Origin of the sequence: Pseudodesulfovibrio alkaliphilus (genome assembly GCF_009729555.1) — a bacterium.
Lineage (GTDB): Bacteria > Desulfobacterota > Desulfovibrionia > Desulfovibrionales > Desulfovibrionaceae > Pseudodesulfovibrio > Pseudodesulfovibrio alkaliphilus.
Genome location: NZ_WODC01000009.1, coordinates 56428 through 74319, shown reverse-complemented (window position 1 = coordinate 74319; position 17892 = coordinate 56428). Strand labels below are relative to the sequence as shown.

Sequence of the window (17892 nt, the reverse complement as noted above, 5' to 3'; positions counted from 1 at the left end):
GTTTCCTCCGTTTTTCTCGTTGTTCTTGTTTGCGGTTCTCTCACGGGCTGCATGGCGCATTCGCAAGGCACCAAAAGCAAGCAGATGCTCACGCCGCCGCCTTCGGCCCAGGAGAAACAGGCCACGCCCTCCGACAGCGACAGCGCCTTGCGCCTGGCCCGACTGCTCTGCGAGCAGGGCGGCTACGAGGGGGCTCTGGGCGTTTATGCGCAACTGGACAAGCGGGGAGGCATGAAGCCCCTCGAGCTGTTGGAGTATGCAAACATCGCCTCCCTGGTGTCTCCGCCGCGAGAGACGCTCTCCCTGTTCATGCGGGCCGAAAAGGCCCTTGCCGAGGAGATGAAGAAGCTGCCTCAGGAGAAGAAAGCCGAGCTGTACACTGGACTGGGTCGCGCCAGAATGGCCGTCGGCCAGTACGACCTGGCTCAGGCCAATCTGGAGAAAGCCCTGGATGCGGACCCGCAAAGCGTGGCCGCGCTCAATGCCCTGGGGGTGCTGCTTGATACCCTTGGCGACCACGAGGCAGCCAGGAAGCCCCTGATCCAGGCCAACGAGCTTGATCCTGCCGATGTGCGGATTCTGAACAATCTGGCCTTGTCGTATCTGAGCGGCAACGATCCCGATCAGGCAATTCGTCTGTTCAATCAGGCCAGGAGTTTGTCGGATTCCCCTTCACTCAGCCTCAACATGGCTTTCACATTCTATCTGCGAGGTCAGGAGAAACGGGCCAGGGCCAGCCTTCGTGAATTCATGCCTTCCGAGCAGTGCGAAACCTTCATGGGCATGTTCGCGAAAATGCAGCAACGGATTGACGCTGGCGAGAGCACCATTTCCGAGGAGATGTTGCGGGCGTCGGGCAAGCTGATTGCGATTCATCCGCCCGCAAAGACCAATGATGTCGGCGCAAACGTCCTGGGGCAGGACATTTCCGATAATTCCCGTGCCATTGGGCGCGGCAGCGCGGCCAGGGCCAAGGCTCAGCTGTGAGTGATCGCATAAGGCGTACCGGGGCGCGAAGCCGAAGCGGGGTGGTCTCGGTGGAGGCGGCGTTTCTTTTCCCGGTCTTGATCATCGCCGCCATGGTGGTCATGGAGCTGGCCAACATCGGGCTGACCATCGACATGGGCGAGGTCGCCCTGCAACGTGCCGTGCAGCAGATGCGGGCCAGCGGGCAGCCGGGCGAGGAGGGCGAAAGCGAACTGCGCCGCAACATGGCCGAGGCGTCGCACGGGTATTTGTCGCAAGCGGATATTGTTTCTGTCTTCATCGAGAGGTTCGAATCCCTCGACGCCCTGGGCGGTGCGGACGAGGACGAAGGGCAGGAAGAGGACGGCAGCGGGAGCGGGTTTTCGAAGATTCCCCCTGCGTGGCGGATCACCGTGGATATCCACAAGGATTTTTTGACCCCGCTGCCACGGTTGCTGAGTTTTGTTGATAATGGCTTTCAGTATCGATTCGAGCAGGTGTTGAGCTACCTGCCCCGGCAAGAGGATTGATCGATGCCACGTAAGAACGACCGGCGCGGCTCCATTGCTGTGGAGGCGGCGCTCATGATGACCATGCTCTTCGCCGTTGGCTATGTGGCCAGCGACATGCACCGGATCGGCATTGAGCGCACCCGGCTTGAGTCCGCGGCCAGCAGCGCGGCCATCAATATCGCGGCGCAGCCGAAACTCACACGCAAGGGGCTCGACGCCCTGACCGAAATCGTCATGCAGGGACACGCCGAAAGTCAGCAGATGCTCATCATGAGCGTCATGCAGTCCGGGCGTGTCGTGTGGGCCCTGGAGCGGGGCGAAGCAGAGGATCTGTGCGAGCCGCCCATCGAGGAAGGGTACTACACCGGCGATCTGCCGGAAGATCGGCCCGAGGAGAGCGACAGCGGGAGCGATGAGGACAACAGCACCTTTTCCCTGGTCGTGGTTCAGGCCTGCCGCGACACAGGGGACATCCGGTCGTACGGGGGCATACTCATGCCGGAAGTTCTTCAGGTCGAGGGAATCTATCGGGCCAACGCCAAAAATATCACCATTGACGACGAGTTGCAGGAAGAGAACCAGATCACAAGCGAAGCGGAGCAAGAGCTATGATTCATCTCGCCAACTTTGTTCTCCCTTGGAAACGGGCTTGCCGCGCATCGAAAAAAAAGGGTCGAAACGTCGCTGCGAGGCGGGGATCGGCCGCCATCCCGGCATTGATGCTCCTTGCTGGCAGCATCGCCGTCCTGGCCTTTGTGGTGGACAGCACGCGGCTGACCTCGGATTCGGCCCAACTCAAGCACGCCACCGATGCGGCGGCCACGGCCACGGCCCTGGCCTATGCCAGGGACAAATCCACCAATGTGCAGGAGATGGCCGAGCAATACGTGCAGGCCAACCTCGGCTTTTCCCGGAGCCAGGTCGAACCGCAGCTGGAGGTGACCGTTGCCCCCTACAGCAAGGACAGCTACGACGGCTTCCGCGTTTCAGCCACCTATACGGCGGAGCCGTCCATGCTGGGCGGCAATGACCGGGCCGTGACGGTTTCCTCGGCCGCGGTGGCCATCTACTGCCCCATTGAACTCGCCATGGTCCTGCCCAACACAAGCTCGGAGTCTCCGGCGGACCTCGCCGCCTTGAGCCGCCTGACCAAGACTCTGGCCGAACGGCTGATCGAGGACAAGCCGGATCGCTGGATGGCCCTGGTTCCCTACAGCCAGACGGTCAATGTGTATGATCGAGATTATCCCGACCGAGTTACTCAATGGGCTGAAACCGGGGCGCTCAAGCCCGTGGAGCTGACTTCGCTCTTTATGTCCAACAATTACGGGATCACCAGTCTGGCCAGCCGCGCCATGCCTGATCTGCGGGTGAAGCGGTTGGCCGTTTATCGCGGGGTTCATCCGGGAGAAAACTACTATTGGACCGAGTCTCCGATCGCAGGATTCAAAATACACTATCGCCACGACCTTCCTGTAAACGCCAACTGGATGCCCTACATTAGTTGGAAGGGGCCAAATCCATTCTTTGGCAAGGCCACCGGGGTGGCAGACACGCGATACATTGTTGGCGATAAAGGCTGCCCTACGGCCGCCCTGCTGCCTTTGACCAATAATATGGATGACATTGATGCGCGCCTGAACCAGATGGAGAGCGGGTTCAACATCAACTACGCCATAGCCATGGGCTGGGGCGCCATGGCCCTGTCACCCGCATTCAGGGGCTCGGCCGGATGGGGCGACGCAGAGCGGCCCCTGGATTTCAGCGGTGAGGAGAATACCAACATCAAGGCCATCGTCATGCTGGGCAAAACCGAGGGAGACTGGTTCGATACCGACGCATACAATTCCTATGTGGGAGAAGACGCGGAAAGTGTGAACACGCCCATAGTTATAGGTGACGAGATAGAGAACGATGACGATAACGAACACGATTCCGGTCGCGACGTATACGAGGCTGTCCGCAACCGCTTCCTGAACCTGTGCGGCAGCTTTCGCGAGCACGACATCAAATTCTATTTCATCGGGGTCCGATCGGGCGACCCCGAGGACCATGGGCAGCACCTTTTCGAGCAAAACGCCTACCCCCAACTCCTGACCTGCACCGAAGACCCGGATGACATCTCCTTTGTCGACAACACCTCCTTCGTCGGAGCTGAAGGAGAGATCAAAAGCAAACTTGAGGCGATCGCCTCTGACCTGGAAAGCCAGAGCAGCTTTGTCTGGCTGGTGGAATAAACAGCGCCAAAAGGAACCAGAAGGGACATCCGTCGACATCTCCCGGAGCAGACAACAATCACTCCCTTCAGGCTTTGACGAGCAACAACAACTTTCAAGGGGTTATCATCATGAAAAAAAGCAGAATCGCCCAAAGATCCAGCCTGGCACTGGCACTTGAGCCGCGCATGATGTTCGATGGTGCGGCTGTGGCAACTGCGGGTGAAGTGGCATCCGAAGCTGTCGGTGATGCAATCATGCTGACAGGAGCCTCCTCGACCGCGCCCTCAGGTACTGCGGATGGTGTGGACGGCACCTGCATCATCGACGTTGACGGCAACATCGTTTCTGGCGACACGCTTGATATTTTCGACGATGTCAAAATCTTCCCCGACGCAGACGAGAGTGACATCACCGAGATGGTGGTCACCGTGGGTGCCAGCGGGGCCGAGCATGCCCTTGTGTTCGATGGAACGGAGATTGCGCTCACGGCAACTGGCGGGTGGAACTCCACCGCCAATAACGAATTTTCATACCAGGTTTCTGTTGTGGATGGCAATGCCGTGGTGACAATCAAGTTTTACATTGACGCGGGCACTGTGGGAGAAGCCATTGACGGCATGCACTATAAAATGCTCGATCCTTCGGCCGCAGAAAGCGGTTCCTTCAACATCACCCTGACCAGCATCTCAGACGATTCAGACACGACCGTTCTGGACATCAGCGCCACGGTCACCGTCGACTCTGCCCGAAACGTAGCCCCTGTGCTCGACTTAACCGATGGGTATGATTTAGCTGGCATGTTCAACAGCGAAAATCTCGGTACGGCCTCAGAGGTGAGCACCTACACCGTCGGCGGCGTCGAATATCTCTACGCGGCGGATACGGACGGCAACCTTTGCGTGTTCTCCGTTGGCGAAGACGGTACTTTGACGGAAATTCAATCCCTGAAGAATGTGAACGATTTGAGTACCGTCTCGGGCATGGCACTGAATGCGGAGGTCTCAACTCTGTACGCCATCGACGGGAACAATATCGTGGCGTTGACTATCGGCGGTGATGGCAAGTTAACCTACAAGGAATCAATCAAGATAAAAGATGGTGATTCCTTGAATGCCTTTGCGATCAGCGCGTCTGATGATGGTAAACAGCTGTACGTAAGCTGCGCCTATGAGGGATTTTTTGTCATCAATGTGGATTTGACGACCGGCGATTTAAGTAATGGACAGCAGTTGGCGACCGATTCAGCCAATGGCGTTATTGCAACATCTGTTGGCAATTATGTGTACGCTGTCGGTTGTGGATTTCCAGGCATTATTACAGTGTACGAGCGTACAGACGGTGGTACTTTGAACAAAGTAACATCAATTCTAAACGATGTGAATAATTACGGTGCCTCCTACAACATAACAGCTTCAAAAGACGGATCAAGATTCTTCGTACGCAGCTACTACACAGGGTATGACGAAAATTATAACACAGTTGGAGTATATAAAATATACGCATATTTCTTTGACGGTACGAATATTATATTGACAGACACCGTAGATAGCGTTGCAGCAAATGATTTTGTGACAAGTACAAATGGGGACGTCCTGTACATTACCACTGCCGATGGCACGCTGGATGTATATTCCATTGACAGTAACGGAAGTCTGAAGCTGACTACAACAGTCGAAGGAGTTGACGGGTCCAATCCCCTGACTGTGAGTGAAAGCGGCGACGTTATGGTGGGAGGCAGCAATGTCTACCGGATTTCCAGCGAAATATCAGGTGTCTTCGGTGAGAGCATAGATTTTGCGTCCGGCATCACCATATCTGACGCGAACCTTGATGCCTTGAACGGCGGCGAAGGCAACTACGGTGGCGCCAGCGTCACCGTGGAGCGTGCAGAAGGGGCCAACGCGGCCGATACTTTCGCCTTTGCGGCAGCCAACGGGTATACTGTCGACGGCAATAGCGTCATGAAAGACGGCCGAACCATCGCCACCTTCACCAATGCGGAAGGCAAACTCGTGATCACCTTTGCCGAGGGAGCAACCACGGCCGAGGCCAACGCCGTTGTGCGCCAGTGGAGTTACCGCAATGACGGGGGATCATCCACAGCCTTGACGCTTGCCGTCGTCGCCAACGATGGCCAAGGCGAAAGCGGTCTTGACAGTCAGATCATCGGAATTCCGATCCTTCTTGGAGTCAATACGGCGCCGACCTTGGATGCCACTGTGGACGGTTCACCCAAGTACGAGTCCGCCGGAGAAGAGGTCAGCCTGTTCTCCCAAGCATTGGTCAATACCGGAGGTGTCGGGCAATCTCTGACCGAGCTGGAGCTCACAATCGGTGGCCTGGCAGACGTATCAAGCGCCGAATACCTCATGGTGGACGGTACGAAAATAGACCTGAGTCAGAGCGCCACCGGAACGACCGCCAACGGCTACACCTATGCCTACACCCTTGCCGGCAGCACGGCCACGCTGACCATATCCTCGGCCCAAGGCATGAACACCACGGCCATGATCGGCCTGGTGAACGGCTTGGCCTACGGCAACACCAGCGCAACGGCCATGTCCGGCACGCGCACCTTTACCATCTCCGGCTTGACGGACAACGGTGGCACGGCCAACGGCGGGGCGGACACCTCCAACCCTGGGCTGACCTCCTCCGTTATCCTGGCCGTGAACAACGCGCCCACGGTGGGCGTTGATACGGGCGACACCGACACCGACCCCGGCCTCCTCTACAACGACGGCAGTCTCACTGGATTCACGGACTATGTGAACGAGGTCGATATCTCTGCGGACGGCAAGACCGTGATCGTCTGCGGCAGCAGCGGCACCATGGGCAGCGGCGACTCGACCCTGTACGTGTACAGCCGCGACACGGAAACTGGCGCACTGACCCTGATGCAAACCTTTACCCAAAGCGAAGCGGCCGGCCTGAACAAGATAGGCAGCGCGGCCATCTCCAGCGACGGCACCCGGGTCTACGTATCCGGTTATGACGGAGAGACCACGAGTTCCATCGTCCTCTTCACCCGAGACATAGATACCGGAGAACTCTCCTACCAGGGCGTGGTGGACACCCTGACCGTGACCAAGACGCCATGGTCCACCCTGGCCACGGAGCTGGTGCTCTCCGACGACGGCAAATCGCTCTACGTCTTCAGCGGCAAGGCGCACAACCATGGCAGCACCAACAACCACGACATTGACACATACACCATAAACTCGGACGGCACACTCAATCATGTTGCCACCTACACGGGCGGCAGCGCAGAACTGGGGGTGAACAATCCCACATCGCTCACCATCTCGCCGGACGGCGAGTTCGTCTACGTGTCCAACTATTCCAGTTCGTGCATCGGAATCTTCTCACGCGACACGGAAACCGGCGAGCTGATCTTCCGTGCTTCGGTGAACAGCACCAATGTGAACGTGGCCGAAGGCGACACTGTGCAGAACAATGCCTTTTCCAATGTGGTGGACATCGTTATCACTGCGGACGGCCAGTACCTGTATGCCAGCACCTTCAGTTCCGCTCTGGTCTCGGTGTTCAGTCTGGGTGATGACGGGATGCTGACCTATGTGCAGTCCTTTGACACATGGAACGCCGGCTCCGTCATGTATTTGCGCGAAATGGCCCTGTCTCCTGACGGTTCCACCCTGTATGTGGGCGCTTACGGCAGCAACAATCTCATCATCTGCTCAATCGATTCGGAAACTGGCGAGCTTTCGCTTTCCGACACGGTGAACATGAACAGCCAGACCTCCCACCTGGCCGTCAGTCCTGACGGAAGCAACATCTATATTGGCGGCTATCTGGTGACCTCGGGCCTGCAAACCGCATCCCTCCTGCCGGTGGTGACCCTTGACCGCTCCGGCGCCGAGGTGGTCATCGGCTCAGGCATTCACTTCGCGGATGCGGATTTCGACGCGGCAGGCGACTACCAGGGCACCATTCTCACCCTGGAGCGAACCAGCGGCGCCAATGCCGCAGACTCCTTCGGGTTCCAGGACGGCAACGATCTGACCATGTCCGGCGGGGTCATCCGGCACAATGGAATCGAAATCGCCACCTTCACGGACACGGGCGGCTCCCTGACCATCGCCTTCACCAGCTCCGTGACCAAGGAGGTGGCCAACCAGGTGGCCCGGCAGATTACCTACAAAGGGACCGGCGCAGACCTCCGCATGGACATGACCTTGACGGTCAGCGATGGGTCCAAGAGCGCCCAGGCATCCATTGCCCTGATCTACGCCAACAATGCCCCTGTAGTGGATTCCGGCGACACCCTCGCAGACGCCATCACAGGGCATGAGTACACCCACATCCTGCCCGAGGGCCTGTTCTCCGACCCGGACGGCGACGAATTGACCTGGACGGTCACCGGCCTGCCGACCGGCCTGACCTACGATGCCGAGACCCGCACCATTTCGGGTACGCCGACGACCGCCGGCAGTGTGGCCGTCAGGGTGACGGCCACCGATTCCTTCGGGGCAAAGGCCAGCATCACCCTGACTCTGGATGTGACGGAAAACAGCGCTCCCGAGCTTGCCAACCCGGACTTCGCGTTGCCCGACGGCAGGACAGGGCACGAATACGCGCAGGATTTGAGCGGCCTCTTCACAGATGCCGACGGCGACTCCTTCACGGTCAGCGTGGAAGACCTTCCGTCCGGCTTGAGCTATGACGAGGCCACAGGCGTCATCTCCGGCTCGCCGACAACGGCCGGAACCTACACGGTACGCATCAGCGCCGACGACGGCCACGGCGGTGTCACCGAGCAGAGCGTCGTGCTGGAAATCACCGGAAACACGGCGCCGATCGTCTCCCTGCCCGGGTATGCCCTCCCCGCCGGCAAGGAGGGGACGGACTACGCCTGCACACTGCCCGAGGGCCTGTTCACCGATGCGGAAGGCGATGCCCTCACCTGGGAGGTGAGCGGTCTGCCGGACGACCTGAGCTTCGACGCGGTCACGCGGACCATTGCCGGAACGGCGCCAGCGTCCGGCAGCCAAGAAATAACGGTGACCGTCACCGATTCCGAGGGAGCGAGCAGCCAGCTCGTGCTGACCCTGACCGTGGCGGAAAACAACGTGCCGGAGCTTGCTCTCCCGGACTTCAGCCTGGATCAGGCCAGCCACGGCCAGGAATACCGGATGGTACTGCCCGAGGGCCTGTTCAGCGATGCCGACGGCGACCCGCTCACCATCAACGTGACCGACCTCCCGGACGGCCTTGACTTTGATGCGTCCACCAGGACCATCTCCGGTGTGCCGACCACAGGAGGAGTCTTCACGGTGACCATCAGCGCCAGCGACAACTTTGGCGGCACCGTGGAGCACGCCTTCTCCCTTGAGGTGGCGACGCCGCCGTCCCTGACGGCAGACGCCTCCGGCGGCACGGTGTCCATCGCGGCCGACGGAACCGTTTCCGGCAACGACGTGGACCTGTTCGACAACGTGGCCGTGGGCCTGGATGTGAACGGAGAAGAGCTGACCACGCTGGTGGTCACGGTCGGAACCAGCGGCGCGAATCACGCCCTGGTGATCGACGGCCATGAGATCGGACTGACCGCCACCGGGGGGGGCGCAACCACAGCCGCCAACGGCTACGGCTACAAGGTGGAGATCGTCGGCGGCAAGGCGGTGGTGACCATCGACCTCGCTGGCGCGGCGTCGGCGGACGTGCAGACCCTGGTGGACGGCATGGCCTACCGCGTTGCCGAGTCGCAGATGGGCAGCGGTTCCGTCACCGTGACCCTGACCAGCCTCAGCGACGCCAGCGCACACCCCGCGGCACTGAACATCGCTTCCACGGTGGTCATCGACAGCGCCATCGTTCTGGTGGAAGACCTGCCGTCCCCCGGCGACACGGCCAAGCCGGACATTCCGGGCAGCGCCGAGGGGGATTTTACTGGCGGCGGCTTTGATTCCGTCCCAGCCGGAGACGGCGGCTCGGGCTGGAATACTCCCGTGAGAGTCAACTTTGCCAGCCAGGGAGCCAATGGCGCGGACTCAGCCTTGAACATGCTGGATGCCATGATCTCGGGTGAGCCGTCTTCCTTTGACACCGGAGCAGGTGTGTTTGACGCGCCCGCGTTGGAGGAGGGCGTCGGGCTGAACGACGCGTTTGCACCGCTTGCCTCAGTCCACGGAACCTGGGTGTACGATGTCGCGGGCAACCGTCACATCTTCTCCCTGCCTGATCCGCAGCGGCTCGGCATCAACGCGCCCATCGTCTCGTACAGGCTGGTCTGGGCGGACACCGGAGAAATGGTCCAAGGGATGCGTCTGGATACGGCCCGATGGAGCTTGATCGCGGCGGGTTTCCGAAATCCCGGTCAGGCCAGGGTCATGGTGCTGATCGAAACCGAACGCGGCGAACAGCTCAGGCTCCCAGTCGAAGTGAGCCCCCTGAGCGTCCGTCCCGTCCGCGATGCCGAAGCCGCGGCAGAACCGACCGCCAAGGAGGGCGGCTCTCCCGTAGCGCCCATGTCACAGCAAGGCGGCGGGCGGATCGGTGCTTCTTTCCGTGAAGACGGACACATGGTTCTCAGCTCCGGCCTGGTCTTGCCGGGAGGCAAGCCCTCCCTGGCCGAGCAGTTGAATCGCAGCCTGGGGCAGACGCTCGTGCTGCCCATCCCGACCATATCAGGCAATACTTCCGCCGGAGAAAGCGCCGCCAGGATGGAATTGGCAGCAGCAAATCAACCCACAAACCTGTAATGGGGAACCCAAATGAAAACCCGAACCATCAACCCCTTTCTCAAGCTCCCTGCCATGCTGGGCGTGCTGCTCCTGTCGGTTTTGTTGTCCGCATGCGCGGTGAGCAAGCCTCCGGCGTTGAGCCATGAGGACATGATCACTCTGGCCGCCGCCGACCATGCGACCATGTTCAGCAGCCAGGAGCCGATCCTTGGCCCGGTCACTCTGGAGGAGGCTGTGGCCAGGGCCATCAAATACAACCTGCAACACCGGCAGGCGCTCATGGAACGGGCGCTGGCCTCGAACCTGACGGACATCAGACACTTCAACCTGCTGCCCAAGCTCACAGCAGAAGCCGGTTACCGGGTCCGCGACAACGACGACGCGTCGTCCAGCGAATCGATCAACACCGGCCGCCAGTCGCTGGAGCCCTCGAAAAGCCGCGAGCGTTCAGGGGAAACCGCCAAGCTCGAAATGACCTGGAACATCCTTGACTTCGGCCTCAGCTACTTCGAAGCCAAGGCCCACGGCAACAAGACCCTGGCGGCAGAGGAGCGCCGCCGCCGCGTGGTCAGCGACATCATTCGCCAGACCCGTGCCGCATACTGGGCGGCCGTTTCTGCAGAGCGGATGCGTGACGAGGTCGCGGCCACCCTCGGGCAGGCCCGGCAGGCCCTTGAGCAGTCCAGGGAGGCGGAGCGCCGTCGGCTGACGACGCCGGTAGTGGCTCTGCGCTACCAGCGCGACCTGCTGAACATGATGCGTCAGATCGAACAGCTCGACAATGAACTGGCCAAGGCCAAGGCGGAACTTGCCTCCCTCATGAACCTGGCTCCGGGAACGAAATACGCACTGGTCGTTCCCGAAGGTCCGATGACGGAACCCAAGCTGTCCTTTGAGCTGCCTTCCCTGGAATCCCTGGCCATGGTGCGGCGGCCGGAGCTGCGAGAGCAAAGTTATCTGGCCCGCAACGCGGTCCTGGAGACCCAATCGGCCATGCTGCGCATGTTCCCCAACGCAACGCTCTTTGGCGGCGTGAACTACGACAGCAATGATTTTCTCGTGAACAACACCTGGACCAGCGCCGGAGTGCAGGTGGGGTGGAACCTGTTCAAGCTCCTCTCGCTCCCGGCGGAGCGCAAGGCAGGAGAAAACCGTGAAAGAGTGGCCGTTCTGCGCCGTCAGGCGCTGCGGATGACAGTTCTTTCCCAGGTGCACATCGCATGGCATCAGCGCCATTACGCCCAGAAGGCCTTTGAACGGGCCAGGGATTTGTGCGAGCTGCAAACAGCCATCCGCGAGCAGACCGAACACGCCGCTGCCAGCAAGTCGGAAACCCGGCTGGAACTTATCCGCACCAGAGTGGAGACCCTGCTGGCCGTCCACGCCCGCGACATGAGCTATGCTGAAATGATGAAGGCTCAGGACGCCGTGTATCAGGCCGCCGGTCTTGACAGCATGCCTGAAGAGATCAGCGACCAGAGCGTGGCGGGTCTTGCCTCGGCAATCGCAGAACAAGGCAGGATGAATGAACTCGGTCATGTCAACGCTCCCTTCTTGAACCTGGCCTATGTCCCGGCCGGACAGGCCAACGCCGTGGCAGACGCACAGGCCGGACGGTCCGCTCCTGCCGTTCAGGCCGCCCCCGCAGCCAAGGCGCCGGGCGTATCCGGTCAAGCCGTGGCGCAATCCGGGGAAGCGGGCAGGCATCCTGCCATCCGCCTCGTTGTCGGCCGTCCATGGGAAGACCTGGGTTCATTGCAGGGCGACTAGCCGCATGCGGCAGTCCGCAGGCGGAGCCTTTGGGGGGCATCCCCCAAGGCTCCGCCGTCCTGAAGAGGCAGCGCACTCAGGCGCAAACCGAGAGTATCTCCAGAGGATGTAATGGTCAGTTCCAAACCACCGTGCCACGTATTTCCTGTCCGTTCTTTTCAGGCCGTGCGAGTGCTGTTCGCGCTGTTTGCGCTCCTGGTTCCCCTGACGGCCCAGGCGGGTTCGGCCGAGCTTGAAGCAGTCCCGGTTCAGCTCCACGGCGTCGGAGCGATGACCACGCCCGGTTCAGACGGCCAGAGAGCCCAGATCGTCGCGATCAGGCAGGCCGTAATTTCCAGCGAGCTGGCCGGTCGGATCACTGCCCTGCACTTTCGCGAGGGCGAACGATTCAAAAAGGGCGACATCCTCGTCTCCTACGACAGCGCCCTGTTCAGGGCCAGGCTCGACCGCGCCGTCCAGGCAGAGGCCGCTGCCTTGAAACGGCTCAATGTCGCACAGGAGCTGCGCGATCTCGACTCCATAAGCGTGGCGGATTACGAGCAGGCCAAGTCGGATCTTTCCGTGGCCAGAGCCGAGACCAGCGCCGAGCGCGTGATGGTCAACCGATGCCAGATCGCGGCACCGTTTTCCGGCCGGGTGGGGGAGACATATGTTCGTGCGTCCGAACACGTGGCCGAGGGGACAAAGCTGTTCAGCATCTACGACGACAGTGCCTTTGAGGTGGAGGCCATTGTGCCTTCACGCTGGCTGGCCTGGATCAAGCCGGGCCACCCCATGACCATTGCCGTTGACGAAACCGGGGCAAGCCATCAGGCCCGGGTATTGCGCATGGCCGGAGTCGTGGACCCTGTCAGCCAGTCCGTCAAGATTGTCGCCCTGATCGAAGGCCCCCGCAACGAGCAGGGCGGCATGCCTTTGATGCCGGGCATGAGCGGGACGGTCTTTGTGGTCCCTCCCCAGCCCGTCCAGTCGGAAACGATCCGGTAGCCAGTCCATGACCACTCCACCGTCGTCCGCGGTCAACGCGGACCAACTGCAGCGGCTTGTTCTTCTGGAAAAACGCGCCCGTGCCTGCGAGGACCGGCGCGAGTTGACCTTTGTCATGGTCAATGAAACCAGCGGCCTGGCACCATACCGGCAGGCCGCGCTGTGGGTTGGGGAACCGGGCCGATCCAAATCTGGCAGCGCCCGCAGGGGTGTGGCCGGGAAGATCGTGGCCCTATCGGGCCTTGCGCATCCTGCGGACAACTCGACATTCAATGTCTGGCTCGCCGCCCTTATCGGCAGGCACGCCGACTCGACGCGGGCGGGGGAGCCTTGCGCTCTCTCGGTGGCGCCGGAATCCGAGGACATGCGGATGTGGCGGGAATATCTGCCGGACAAAGGGTTGTGGATTCCGTTGCCCCTGGCCAAACACGCCGCGACTGACGAGGCCGGGGCCACGCGGCCTGTCTCGGATGGATCGCTTCAGGCAGGGCTGGTCCTGTGGCGGGACGAGGAGTGGACCAACCAGGACGCCGCCATGCTTGCCCTTCTGGGTGACGCCTACTCCCACGCCTGGCGTTCCCTGGGAGGGGACACCCGTTCTTGGTTCGGCTCAGGCGGCTGGGGCGGAGCACTGGCCCGGCTGCGTTCCAGGGGCTGGAGGCTGGCATTGCTGCTTGCGCTTGTTGCGGTATTGTTTTTTCCGGTGCGCCATTCCGCGCTGGCTCCGGCCGAGGTCGTTCCGCGGGCGCCCTTCACGGTGCGCGCCCCGCTGCATGGCGTTGTGGAGCGGGTCGACATCCTCCCCAACGACACGGTGAAGCAGGGCGACCTTCTTGTTTTGATGGATGCGCAGGACATCAAGGGAAAGCTCGAGTCGGCCCGGCAGACTTTGGCCGTGGCCGAGGCCGAACTGCGACAGCGGCAACAGCAGGCGCTCTTTGACGACAGGAGCAAGGCGACCCTCGGCGTACTCCTGAGCCAGCGCGATCAGGCCGCCAGCGAGGCGGCCTACCTTGAGGACATGCTGGCTCGGACAGAAATCCGTGCCGATCGCTCCGGCATAGCGGTGTTCGACGATCCGCAGGAGTGGAGCGGGCGGCCGGTCTCCCTGGGCGAGCGTATCATGGTCATTGCCGATCCGCTTGATGTGGAGCTTGAAGCCCATCTGCCCCTGGCTGACGCCATCACGTTGCATCCCGGTGCTCGTGTCCGCCTGTTCCTGAATGCCGAACCGGCCTCGCCTGTGGAGGCCGCTCTGGACCGTGTCGGATACCGCGCCGTTCCTGTGGCGGACGGGACGCTGGCCTATCGCGTCCGGGCAAGCTTCGAGCCAGGCGCAAACGAGGCCGCACCGGATCTGCGCGTGGGGTTGAAGGGAACGGCGAAGCTTTATGGAGAGCAAACGGTTTTCGCCGTATATCTGTTGCGCAAGCCTTTGATCCTGTTCCGGCTCTGGTTGGGCATATGAGTGTCGCGCAATCCCTGCCTGCGCTTCGTCAGGAGCTTCTGTTGCATCCCGGGCCGCGCAATTTCGACGGGTCGCCTTCGTGGCTGCTCGAAGATCCCGGTCGCGACCTTTACTTCCAGATAGGATGGGTGGAGGCGGAAATCCTGAATCGATGGCACCTTGGAAATCCTAAGGATATCCTGAGGTCCATCCAGGCCCAGACACCCCTGGGCGTGGACTCCGAGCAACTGACGGAGTTCGCCCGGTTTCTGGAGCACAACAGTCTCACGCGTGACGGCGGCGCCATCGCCCGGTACATCCATGAGGACAATGCGCGTTTCCGCCAGCCGCTTGGCAAGTTTCTGTTGCGCAACTATTTGTTTTTCCGGGTCCCGCTCCTCCGGCCGGATCGGTTCTTGGCCCGGACGCTGCCTGTTGTCGAACGCGTTTTCTTCAGCCGGGCGTTCCTGTTGCTTACATGTGCCGCTGCGCTTCTCGGGCTGTTTCTGGTCTCTCGTCAGTGGGAGGCGTTCAGCAGCTCCTTTCTGTATTTCTTTTCCCTGGAGGGGGCTGCCCTCTCCGCCGCCACCCTGGGGGCATCCAAGGCGGCCCATGAACTCGGGCACGCCTACGCGGCCAAGCGCCTTGGCTGCCGGGTTCCCTCCATGGGCCTCGCTTTCATGGTCATGATGCCCCTTTTGTACACCGACACCTCCTCGGCCTGGCGGCTTCGCAGACGGCGCCAGCGTACCCAGGTCTGCGCCGCGGGGATGATGGTGGAAACGGCCATGGCCGCCTGGGCCACGCTGGCCTGGAGCTTTCTGCCGGACGGCCCCTTGCGCAGCGCGATGTTCATCATGTCGACCACCATCTGGATCATGACCCTGACCGTCAACCTCAGTCCGTTCATGCGGTTTGACGGGTATTTCCTGCTCTCCGACATCCTGAATGTCCCCAATCTGCAAGGGCGGGCATTTGCCCTTGCCCGCTGGAAAATGCGCGAATGGCTGTTCGCCCTGGGAGCCGACAGGCCGGAGCGCTACGAGCCCTGGCGGGAGAGGGTGCTCATTGCCTATGCCTTTACCACCTGGGTGTACCGATTTTTCCTGTTCCTGGGCATAGCCCTCATCGTGTACCACATGTTTTTCAAGGCCCTTGGCATTGTGCTGTTTCTGGTGGAAGTGTTCGCGTTCATCCTCGCTCCGGTTTACAGGGAGATGAAGCAGTGGCCCCCGCTGCTGCGCGAAACAAGCCGTTTCCGCAAGGTGACGGTTTGCGCCGCCCTTTTCTCCCTTGTTTGCATCCTGTTTGTTCCCTGGAGCAGCGACATCGCCGCGCCAGCTCTCCTGCAGCCTGAGCGCCAGCTCCGAATCTTCGCCCCGGTGGACTCGCAGGTCGTGACGATCCATGCTGCCAATGGGCTGGCCCTGCGGGAGGGGGATCTCCTTTTCGAATTGCGAGCCCCGGAGTTGCGGCGCGAGATCACCCGGCTGCGTCAGCAGCTAGCCGCCCTGCAATGGCAGCTTTCCTTCCATTTCGTTGTGCGGGAAACCGCGGCAGCGGTTCCCGTGGTGCATCAGGAGCGCCAGGCCGCTTTGAAGCGGCTGGCCCTTTTGGAGGCGCAGGAGGAACAGCTCTCGGTCCGCGCCCCCTTTGACGGGCGCATCGCAGACATGGCCGCCCCGCTGGCCCAAGGAGAATGGATCGGTGCCGGGGAGTGGCTCTGCACCGTCATCGACGCGACGCGGCCCTTGGCCGTTGCCTATGTGGACGAGCGGGAAATGCACCGCTTGCAAGTGGGACGCAGAGCCAGATTCGTTCCCGAGGACACGGAGCAAGCCGTCGTGGAAATGGAGGTCGCCCACATTGATTCCATGGCCAGTCGGCATCTCTCCGCTGTCCCTGAGCTGGCCTCGCAAAATGGAGGTGCCATTGCCGCGGTCCGGGCTCCTGAGCGGGTGGCCTCTGCCCTTGGGGCGGGGTCTGATGCCTGGGTGCCCGAGCTGGCGGTCTACAAAGTTCTGCTGCGTCCCGTCCCGGGCCGAGAGGCGGACCTCCGCGTGGTGCGCGGAACGGTTCTCATCTCTGCCGAAAAGAAAAGTCTTTTCAGACAGTTTCAGCAATACGCACTGGCGGTCTTCCTTCGCGAGACAGGCTTCTAGATGGATTGTCCGGCCTGCCCTGTGTCGGGCAGGCCGGACGGAGGAGGAGGCTTGGCCGGGTCAGCCGACCGAGCAGGTCGGCCGAAGCGTCTTACGCTTGTGCGGTGGCGCTGTCATAAACGGCCTTGAAAAACGCACAGGCGTTTTCCAGATCAATGTCATCGGGATGCCGCTCGGCCTCGCGCAGATTGTCCTGCCGCTCCTGGGTCATGGGGTGGTGGGCCGAGCGCTTCATGGTCTCGACCACGGCGGGATCGACGCGCCCCTGGCACAGGAACATTCCCAGCAGATGGTTGCCCTGCAAATGTTCCGCGGTCCTGCGCAGGACCTCGGCAGCATGCGGGGAATCGGGGTTTGCTCCCAAGGTGCCAAAGGCGCCGACCTTCAGGTTCCTGAGCCCTTCCATATACTTCAGGGCCTTGGCGTCCGGGCCTCCCCGGTCCACCCAAAAGCCCACGGCCACGGCAGTAAATCCTTCCGGCGACGGGGCGTCCTCCACAGAGGCCAGAACCGCGTTCTCTGGCAGGGCCCTGAGGGCTGACTCGGCCACCTTGCGCGTATTGCCGGTGCGGCTTGAATAAACCACGAGCAGGGACATCACCGGGCCTCCTGCGTCGCGTAGCGGTCACGAAGGGCCATGAATCCTTCCAGCACGGAGGGGAGCAAGGTCCGCTTCTCGTCCCGGCCGACGTATACGGCGAACATGGGCTCTCCCTCGGTGTCGAAGAACTGGACGCTGTGGCTTTCCAGCTTGAAAAAAGGCTTGGACACCAGGAGGATGGAGCCAAGACGGTTGATCATCAAGTGGCCCCGAAGCGGGTTGGAGCTGTCTGTCAGGTTGAACATGCCGTGGCCTGGGCTGCCGTCGGGCAAGGTCCCGGACACTTCCACCACGGCGCCTGGGTTGCGGGCGATGAAAGTGATCCGTTCCCAGCCTGTCATGGTTTTCCAGATGGTCTGGAACTCTTCTGTCGGGGCTTCTGTCCACATCTCGTCCGGCAGGCAGCGGACCACCTCGGCCTCGGATATGGACAGCTCGCGGGCCAGGGCGTCTGTCATGGTGCTCGGGTTTTCAGCGATCCTTTCGCGGATCAATTGCCTGAGTGAGGATTGTGCGGTCATGGA

Annotated in this window: 11 protein-coding genes; 9 read left to right on the top strand and 2 right to left on the bottom strand. The window is 61.3% G+C overall.

Annotated features, from left to right (window positions below; genetic code table 11):
- The first annotated feature begins 51 nt into the window (after positions 1-51).
- The 9 genes from GKC30_RS12870 (at position 52) to GKC30_RS12830 (ending at position 16767) form a co-directional block, all read left to right on the top strand.
- Positions 52-987 carry a tetratricopeptide repeat protein gene (locus tag GKC30_RS12870; RefSeq protein ID WP_196772886.1) on the top strand — a complete coding sequence of 312 codons (936 nt, stop codon included), beginning with the start codon at positions 52-54 and terminating at the stop codon, positions 985-987.
- The gene (locus GKC30_RS12865; protein ID WP_196772885.1) at positions 984-1496 is read left to right on the top strand and encodes a TadE/TadG family type IV pilus assembly protein; all 513 of its coding nucleotides are present in this window, start codon (positions 984-986) and stop codon (positions 1494-1496) included. Before GKC30_RS12870 ends, GKC30_RS12865 begins: the two co-directional genes overlap by 4 nt.
- Before the next feature lie 3 nt (positions 1497-1499).
- Complete coding sequence (locus GKC30_RS12860; protein WP_155935353.1) at positions 1500-2090, top strand: TadE/TadG family type IV pilus assembly protein; 591 nt, start codon at positions 1500-1502, stop codon at positions 2088-2090.
- A gap of 107 nt (positions 2091-2197) precedes the next feature.
- Positions 2198-3715 (top strand): hypothetical protein, encoded by a 1518-nt coding sequence (locus GKC30_RS12855; protein WP_196772884.1) that lies wholly within the window; start codon positions 2198-2200, stop codon positions 3713-3715.
- Between the two features lie 110 nt (positions 3716-3825).
- The gene (locus GKC30_RS12850) at positions 3826-10419 is read left to right on the top strand and encodes a putative Ig domain-containing protein (RefSeq protein WP_155935351.1); all 6594 of its coding nucleotides are present in this window, start codon (positions 3826-3828) and stop codon (positions 10417-10419) included.
- Positions 10420-10431: 12 nt separating this feature from the next.
- Positions 10432-12171, top strand: coding sequence for a TolC family protein (locus GKC30_RS12845; RefSeq protein WP_196772883.1), 1740 nt, complete (start codon positions 10432-10434; stop codon positions 12169-12171).
- 165 nt (positions 12172-12336) lie between these two features.
- Positions 12337-13158: an efflux RND transporter periplasmic adaptor subunit gene (locus tag GKC30_RS12840; protein ID WP_196772882.1), complete on the top strand. Its 822-nt coding sequence runs from the start codon at positions 12337-12339 to the stop codon at positions 13156-13158.
- A gap of 7 nt (positions 13159-13165) precedes the next feature.
- Positions 13166-14626 carry an efflux RND transporter periplasmic adaptor subunit gene (locus GKC30_RS12835; protein WP_155935347.1) on the top strand — a complete coding sequence of 487 codons (1461 nt, stop codon included), beginning with the start codon at positions 13166-13168 and terminating at the stop codon, positions 14624-14626.
- A complete protein-coding gene (locus GKC30_RS12830; protein WP_155935345.1) occupies positions 14623-16767 on the top strand; it encodes an RND family efflux transporter in 2145 nt (714 codons plus the stop codon). The genes GKC30_RS12835 and GKC30_RS12830 overlap by 4 nt, the downstream gene beginning before the upstream one ends.
- A 91-nt stretch (positions 16768-16858) precedes the next feature.
- On the opposite strand, the gene GKC30_RS12825 is transcribed toward GKC30_RS12830, so the two are convergent.
- Positions 16859-17365 carry a flavodoxin family protein gene (locus GKC30_RS12825; RefSeq protein WP_155935343.1) on the bottom strand — a complete coding sequence of 169 codons (507 nt, stop codon included), beginning with the start codon at positions 17363-17365 and terminating at the stop codon, positions 16859-16861.
- Positions 17365-17889, bottom strand: coding sequence for a heme utilization cystosolic carrier protein HutX (gene hutX / locus GKC30_RS12820; protein ID WP_155935341.1), 525 nt, complete (start codon positions 17887-17889; stop codon positions 17365-17367). Before hutX ends, GKC30_RS12825 begins: the two co-directional genes overlap by 1 nt.
- Positions 17890-17892 lie beyond the last annotated feature (3 nt).